The organism is Pseudomonas sp. SbOxS1 (genome assembly GCF_013416725.1).
In the GTDB taxonomy this organism is placed as follows: Bacteria; Pseudomonadota; Gammaproteobacteria; order Pseudomonadales; family Pseudomonadaceae; genus Aquipseudomonas.
This window is the reverse complement of sequence record NZ_JAAVXC010000060.1, coordinates 1-6911: the sequence shown is the minus strand read 5'-3', so window position 1 is coordinate 6911 and position 6911 is coordinate 1. Positions and strand designations below refer to the sequence as shown.

Sequence of the window (6911 nt, the reverse complement as noted above, 5' to 3'; positions counted from 1 at the left end):
GTACTGCGCAGCACGTTGCCACGCAAGCCGTAGACGAGCACTTCGCCAGGCTTGCCGAGCACGCCGAAGAAGCTGCCCTGGTAGGGCGTCGGCACGGCGGCGAAGCGTTGGGTGTGGTCATCCCATTTGAGCAACAGGCCTTGCTCGCCGGCGATGTACAGACTGTCGCCGGTGGAGGCGATGGCGTTGAGGTGCAAGCCTTGCGGGTTGTCGGTGCGATCCTGGAATGGCGTCCAGCTCTTGCCGCCATCGTCGGTGCGCAGGATCAGGTTGAACACGCCGACCACATAGCCGACCTGGTCATTGGCGAACCAGACGTCGAGCAGTGGTTTGTCCGCTCCCTGCTCCACCAGGCGCTGGCCTTCGTCGACCAGCAGCGGCCATTGCTCGTTGCCAGGTTCGGCACTGGCCAGCGCCGTGTAATGCTTGACCAGCAAAGCGCCGATCTGGCGACCGTCGAGTTGCTTGTTCCAGGTCACGCCAGCGTCGCTGGTGTGCAGCACCACGCCGTCATTGCCCACCGCCCAGCCTTGACTGGCGTCGGGAAAACTCACGGCGGTGAGGTCGGCACTGACCGGTACGGCAGCCTGTTGCCAGTGCTTGCCGGCGTCATCGGAAAAAAGGATATGGCCGCGCTGGCCAACGGCGATCACGCGCTCACCGGCGCGGGCCATGCCGGACAACGGGCTGTTGATGGCCAAGGCACTGACCCTGGCTGGCAGGTCCAGCACATCGACGTAATCCGCCGCGTGGGTGACGCCCTGCAACAGGCCGAGCACCACGCCAAACGCCACGTGCTTGAAATTCTTGTATGAACACATACCGCGTCCTCTTCGGAAAACCGCGCCGGGACACACATCCGTGTGTCCGACGTTCAAATCTTGCGCCGAGCAGGTCATGTGGGAGCGAGCCTGCTCGCGATGGACGTTAACGATGACGCGTGCTGTCTGGATGCCCGCGTCGCCCTCCGGTCCATCGCGAGCAGGCTCGCTCCCACAGTGGATCGTGCGAGCGTCTGCTTGCGGTTGGCTTAGCGAATGCCGCTGCCGGCCAGGGATTCCGACGACCACTGCGCCTTGGAGAGTGGATCGATGTACTTGATGCCGCCGTAAGGGCCGACTACACCGTTGATGTTGTAGGAGCCACCGACCAGGTCGTAGATCATGAAGGGCGTGGAGTCCGGGATCTGCTTGTCGTAGCTCTGGCTGAGGAAGGCGAAAGAGCCACGGTAGAGTTTGCCGCTCGAGTCATACTGGTCCGAGGCCAGAGCGGTCCAGCTGTCTTCGTCGAGGTAGAAGCGGCGCTTGGCGTAGATGTGCCGGGCACCTGCCTTGAGGGTGCCTTCAACGACCCACACGCGGTGTTTTTCCCAGCGCACGAAGTCCGGTGCCAGGTGATTGGGCGTCGTGATGGACTTCGGATCCTGGACGTAGGTCAGCTTGTAGGTGTTGTAGGGCACGATCATTTCCTGCTTGCCCACCAGCTTCCAGTCGTAGCGATCCAGCGCGCCGTTGAACACGAACACGTCATCGTAGGTGCCTGCACCCGCGGTGCCTGGGTTCGGCGTGTCGTACGCCAGGTTCGGCGCCAGTTTGACCCGACGCTGGCCAGGCAGGTATTGCCAAGCGCGGCGCGGTTGCTGCAGCGGGTTGGCGGCGTCCTTGAGCATCACCGCTTCGCCGGCGCGACGCGCAGGGCCGGTGTACGACAGCTTCATCTGGTAGTACACGTCGGCGCTGCTGATCGGCTGCGAAAGGTTTTCGTAGATCGGGTAGGAAATGAACGCCTGCCCGGTGGTGGCCAGGCTTGGCACGCCGGCGGAGTCAACGTTCCAGGAGTCGTACTTGGAGTTGATGCTCACGCCCTGGTAACGCAGCAGGAAGTTCCACATGGCTTCGTTGCCCGATTGCGGAATCGGGAACGGTACGCCCGGCAGCACGTTGTCGATCGCCAACCCGCCTTCCAGGGACTTGGCACCACTGGCGTTCTTCACGCCGTTATCGAGGATGGCCTTGGGCAGCGAAACGGTGCGGTGGGTCGGGAACACGTCGACACGGAACGTCGGGAAGCGCTTGGCCAGTTCCACCGTGGTGGCGGTGAGCAAGCCCTTGTACTGGTCGACGTTCTTGCCGTCGATCACCAGCAAGGGTTTTTCGCTGGCAAACGGATCCGGGCGCATGCTGTCGCCGGATTTGAAACTGGCCGGCGGCGTGGTCAGGCCACCGTTGTAGGCCGGGATGGAACCATCGGCGTTTGCCGCCTTTTCGGCGCCCACCAGGGTCAGGCTGCTGCCCAGCTTGGCAGCGTCCTGGGTTGAAACAGCGGCCTGTACCTGGGCGGCAAGGACCATGGCCAGCGAAGCGGCCAACACGGTTTTTACGAATTTCATCTTGTTATTCTCCTGCTTGCTTTGAGCAAATCAGTGTTGGATCAAAAGGTTGTTTTCATCGTCAGGTACACAGCGCCACGGTCCTCAGTCGTGGCACCCCCTCCGGAAAAGGACGAATAGCCACCGGCGTAACAGGCATAGTTTTCGTTGCCGCTGAAAGCGTTCGGCGTAGCGCCGTCACCGCCAGTCGGGCCGGTACTCACACCACTGACGTTGCACTTGTCGGCCTTGCCGAAAGAGTCCACGTACTTCAGGTCGACGAAGTATTTGTTGTACACGACGGCCCCGAGGCCGACGGCGTAGTTGCCGGTATCCTTGGCACCGCCACCGGAGACCGGTGACACGCCATCGAGACCGAGGTTGATGGACATCGGCGCGTTGAGGTCGACACCGGGAAACACCTGGTACCAGGTCGGTGTGAAGTTGACCGCAATGCCCCAGTTGTCCCGGGTCGGCTGGTCGATGCCGTGGTAGGTGCCCTTGCCTTTGTAGAGCGCCTCGTTCTTGCTATCGAGCTTGAGCAAGTTGCTGTAGTACACCTCGGCGAGCACGGTAGCCGAATCGAACACCGGGGTTTTCGGCAGGGTCATCAGACCGTTGACCGTCCAGTGCAGGGTGTCGCCGGTGGCGGCCATGCTGTCGCCCTTGTCCGGGGTGTCATAGACCACGCCGGTGCCGGGCGTGCGCGCCGGCAACAGGCCGAGACCCTGGCCCAGGCCCAACGGACTGTTGGTGCTGACAATCGCCGGAATACTGGCCAGCGGCATGTTGTGTCGAACGTTCAGGTCCGAACCCACGCTCACACCGCCGACGTCCTTGGACAGGCTCAGGCCAACGATCTTGATGTTGTCGGCATAGGCCATCTGATAGGTGGCGGTGCTCAGCGAGTTGAGCGTATTGATCACCGCGGGCACCTGCCCGGCTGGCCGGGTGCCGTTCGGGTTGGCCGAGCTCAGGCCGCGGGCATCCAGCCAGGCTTGCGGGAGGATTTCCGAGGTTTCGCGGTAGTAGACGCCGAGGGTGCCGTCCAGCCAGGCTGGCGACCACTTGGCCATGAGGCCCCAGTCGCCGTGCTTGTCCGGCGTCAGGTCATGCCCGCGACGCACGTTGGTCAAACCGTTGCACGGTGCCAGGCCGCAACCCAGAGGGCTGCCAGGCACGACAGCATTAGTGTTACCCAGCAGGAACGACTGCGCGCCGAAACCGACCAGGTCGGAGCCGCCGTAGTAGGTGCCGGCTTCCGGTAGGCGTGCGGCGTCCCAGTCGAGAAAGTACTGGGCCGCCAGGGTCAACTCAGGGTTGACGGTGAACGACATCGACAGTTGGTTGCGCGGAACGAACAGCTCCTTGGCTTCGGTGCCCGGCGACGCGGCCAGCTTGGCCAGGTCCAGGCCGGACTGGCCGTAGCTGATCGAATGCACCGGGTTGAGAATGGTCTCGCCCCAGTACACGTTGTGCTGGCCAGCCTTGAAGCTCAGCATCGACTCCTCGCCCACTTCGGTGCTGTAGAACACGAAGGCGTCGAGGATTTCACCGGACGGACCGGTGTAGTAACGCTGGGCATAGTTGCTCAGGTGCGGGCTGCCGTTGCCGACGTTGTCATTGGTGACCCCGGCCAGGCGCGGGTCGTTGGCGATCAGGCCCGAGGTCGAACCGTTGCCGTTGACGAACGGGTTGGAATTGGAACCGGTGTTCTCGTAGGCCTTGTCGTACCAGCTGGCGGCGCTGACGCGAAAGCCCATGTGGTTCTGGTAGACCACATCCATCTCGGTCAGCAGGTCGACACGGTTGGTGATGTTGGTGCCGGACTTGCGGAAGTTGTAGTCGCCGTCGTTGTTGTTGGGCGTGCCCAACATGCGTTTGTCCGCGCTTTCAGTGCGTACGCCGTAGTTGTACTTGATGGTGTTATCCAGGCGAACGTTCCAGTCCGGGTTACCTGTCTCGATCTCTACCGCATGGGCCATCGGCACCGTTGCCGCGAGAATGGCCGAGGCCAGCAAGGTGTAGCGTGAAGCGGTGAACCCGTGACTCTTGTTGTTGTGCATTGCGTTGTCTCCGCCTTTTTGTATTTGTTTTTAGCGCAGCAGCCCCCGCGTACCCCCTTGTTCCAGGGGTTTACGTTGTTCAGGGGTGGGGGTGAATGCCGGATGGCGCGGGCCAACCGGCGCCTGAATCAGCGATCCAGCTCGAGGATGAGGGCTTCGGCTTGCGGCCAGTGCCCGTACCCGGCAGCGGGATTGAGATGTCCGACGTCGCCCAGGTTGAGCAGCTCGCTGCCCCAGCCTTCAGCCAGGTGCGTAACGGCTTGCAGGCTGGCGAGGTGGTCGTTGGTACTGGCGGCCACCAGGCTGCGAAATGGCAGCGGGCCTTTGGGTAGAGGGTCCCAACCCTGGCTACGCAGGGTTTCAGGCGACGGGTAGCCTGACGGCCAAGGGGCATCGAGGTCCGGTGGTGCGGCCAGCAGCGCGCCCTTGATCGGTCGGCTGTACTGCGCGGCCCAATGCGCGACCATCAGTACGCCGGCGCTATGGGCGACCAGGATCACCGGCCCATCGATCTGCTCCAGCGCGTGCTGGATCGCTTGCACGCGCTTGTTGCAATCGAGCTTGTCAGCTTCCAGTGGCGGTACGCTGCGCACGTTGTCCAACCTGGCTTCAAGCAGCGTTTGCCAATGTTCGGCAACGTGCTCGCGCAGGCCCGGTACGATCAGAACGGTTGCGGCAGTTTGCAGTTTGTTCAATTCAACACCTACGCTTTCTCGATGACTCGACTGGCTCTGTCGCCAGGGGCTTTTTGTAGGACTGACATTAAAGAGCGCCCACCCCAGGCGCTTTTCATTGGACGTCATGCACTTTTCTTTTCATGACAAATTTTTCGCGGGTGGCGCGGTGCGACCACCGGTCTAAAATCCCGACAGGTTCTGTGCGGGTCACTGTAATCAATGGGTGAGCCTAGACGACGTTTGCGCAAGAGTGGTAAATCGGACAGCAATGGGCGAGTGATCTCGCTCACTTCACAACTGTTCAATTGCTGATGTGCTGGATATAGTCGCCACGCTTTTTTGAATCGCAATTGGCCCAGGAAAGACCTTCGCATGACCAAGCTTGTTCGCGCCGCCGTCTTGACCAACTATCTGGAGGTCACCCAGTACCTGGGGTTCAACCCACGCGATGTGCTGGCCGGCGTCGGCCTGTCCAGAAGCCTGCTGCAGGCTCCGGAACACCGTATCCCCATCGATTCGGCCGTGCGCCTGCTGGAAGATTCAGCCGCCGCCAGCGGCTGCCAGACCTTCGGCCTGAGCATGGCCGAATCACGCCAGCTCTCGGATTTCGGCGTGGTCAGCCTGCTGCTCAGCCATCAACGCACGTTGCGTGATGCCTTGCAGGTGGTGGTGCATTACCGCCACTTGATGAATGATTCGCTGGCCATCTTCATCGAAGAGGCCGGCAAGATGGTGATCATTCGCGAAGAGGTGGTCACCGAATCGCCGCTGCCCAGCCGACAGGCCACCGAGCTGGCCATCGGCGTGATGTTCCGCCTGTGCGCCGCCCTCCTCGGCTCTCACTGGCATCCCTACAGCGTCAATTTCACCCACCAGCCTCCCGACAACCTGCAGCTGCACCGTCGCCTGTTCGGCTGCACCCTGGAGTTCGGCAGTGAGTTCAACGGCATCGTCTGCGCAGGCGCCAGCCTGGACATGACCAACCCCAACGCCGACCCGGCCATGGCCCGCTACGCCCAGGGCTACCTCGATTCGCTGCAGGGCCACCAAGGCACTTCGATGCTGTTCGAAGTGCGCAAGGCCATCTACCTGCTGCTGCCCATGGGCCGCGCCACCATTGAGCAAGTCGCGCAGAGCCAGGGCATGAACGTACGCACGCTGCAACGTCGCCTCAAGGATGATGGCTGTGCGTTCAACGATGTTATCAACGATGTGCGCCGCGACCTGGTGCTGCGATATCTGGACAACCCGAATTACTCGCTCAGTCGCATAGCCGACATGCTGGGCTACTCGATGGCGAGTTCGTTTACGCGCTGGTTCATCAGCCAGTTCGGCATGCCGCCGGCGGTTTGGCGCGCGCAGAAGCAGGGTTCGGCAAAAGCCCCGACGGATGCTGCCCCACCCAAGCCCTACTGATATCGCGCCTGTTGTGGGAGCTGGCTTGCCAGCGATGGCGGCCTGACAGCCGACCAATCTCTTGCGGCTGTGCCCGATCTACTGTAGGAGCCAGCGGTGCGGCGGTCCGACTTGCCGGCGAAGGCGGCCTTATAGGCGAATCTATTTTTACGGTGTACATATCCATTCCTGCGGTAACGGCCACTTATGGTTTCGCTCTTACAGCGAGTCACTTGGAAAAACGGAACGCCGCCCGGCCCTAAGTAACCAAGGGCTCTTGCCCCTGGCGTTCGGTGCCTCGCTAATACTCGGCATACCCTCGCTCCGGTCCTGCTCCGTGGGTCGTCGCGATGGGCCATCCTTGGCCCAGCGCGGCTAAACCGGCATCCATGCCGGTTTACCCAC

5 protein-coding genes are annotated in these 6911 nt (G+C 62.0%); 1 reads left to right on the top strand and 4 read right to left on the bottom strand.

Going from position 1 to position 6911, the window contains the following annotated elements:
* From HFK74_RS32025 to HFK74_RS32010, 4 genes are all read right to left on the bottom strand, one after another.
* A partial coding sequence (locus tag HFK74_RS32025; protein ID WP_180207080.1) for a YCF48-related protein occupies positions 1–821 on the bottom strand: 821 nt, incomplete at its 3' end.
* 209 nt (positions 822–1030) lie between these two features.
* On the bottom strand, positions 1031–2389 hold the full coding sequence (locus HFK74_RS32020; protein ID WP_180207079.1) for a DUF1329 domain-containing protein: 1359 nt from the start codon (positions 2387–2389) through the stop codon (positions 1031–1033).
* 41 nt (positions 2390–2430) lie between these two features.
* Positions 2431–4434 (bottom strand): DUF1302 domain-containing protein, encoded by a 2004-nt coding sequence (locus HFK74_RS32015; RefSeq protein WP_180207078.1) that lies wholly within the window; start codon positions 4432–4434, stop codon positions 2431–2433.
* Between the two features lie 128 nt (positions 4435–4562).
* Positions 4563–5129 carry an alpha/beta hydrolase gene (locus tag HFK74_RS32010; protein WP_180207077.1) on the bottom strand — a complete coding sequence of 189 codons (567 nt, stop codon included), beginning with the start codon at positions 5127–5129 and terminating at the stop codon, positions 4563–4565.
* A gap of 354 nt (positions 5130–5483) precedes the next feature.
* Here HFK74_RS32010 and HFK74_RS32005 point away from each other — a divergent pair, with 354 nt between their 5' ends.
* Positions 5484–6527, top strand: a complete 1044-nt coding sequence (locus HFK74_RS32005; protein WP_180207076.1) for an AraC family transcriptional regulator — start codon at positions 5484–5486, stop codon at positions 6525–6527.
* The last annotated feature ends 384 nt before the right edge of the window (positions 6528–6911 follow it).

Excerpts from the sequence above, each read along its gene's own strand:
- HFK74_RS32020 (WP_180207079.1), bottom strand. The coding sequence starts at position 2,389 with ATGAAATTCGTAAAAACCGTGTTGGCCGCTTCGCTGGCCATGGTCCTT.
- HFK74_RS32005 (WP_180207076.1), top strand. The coding sequence starts at position 5,484 with ATGACCAAGCTTGTTCGCGCCGCCGTCTTGACCAACTATCTGGAGGTC.
- HFK74_RS32015 (WP_180207078.1), bottom strand. The coding sequence starts at position 4,434 with ATGCACAACAACAAGAGTCACGGGTTCACCGCTTCACGCTACACCTTG.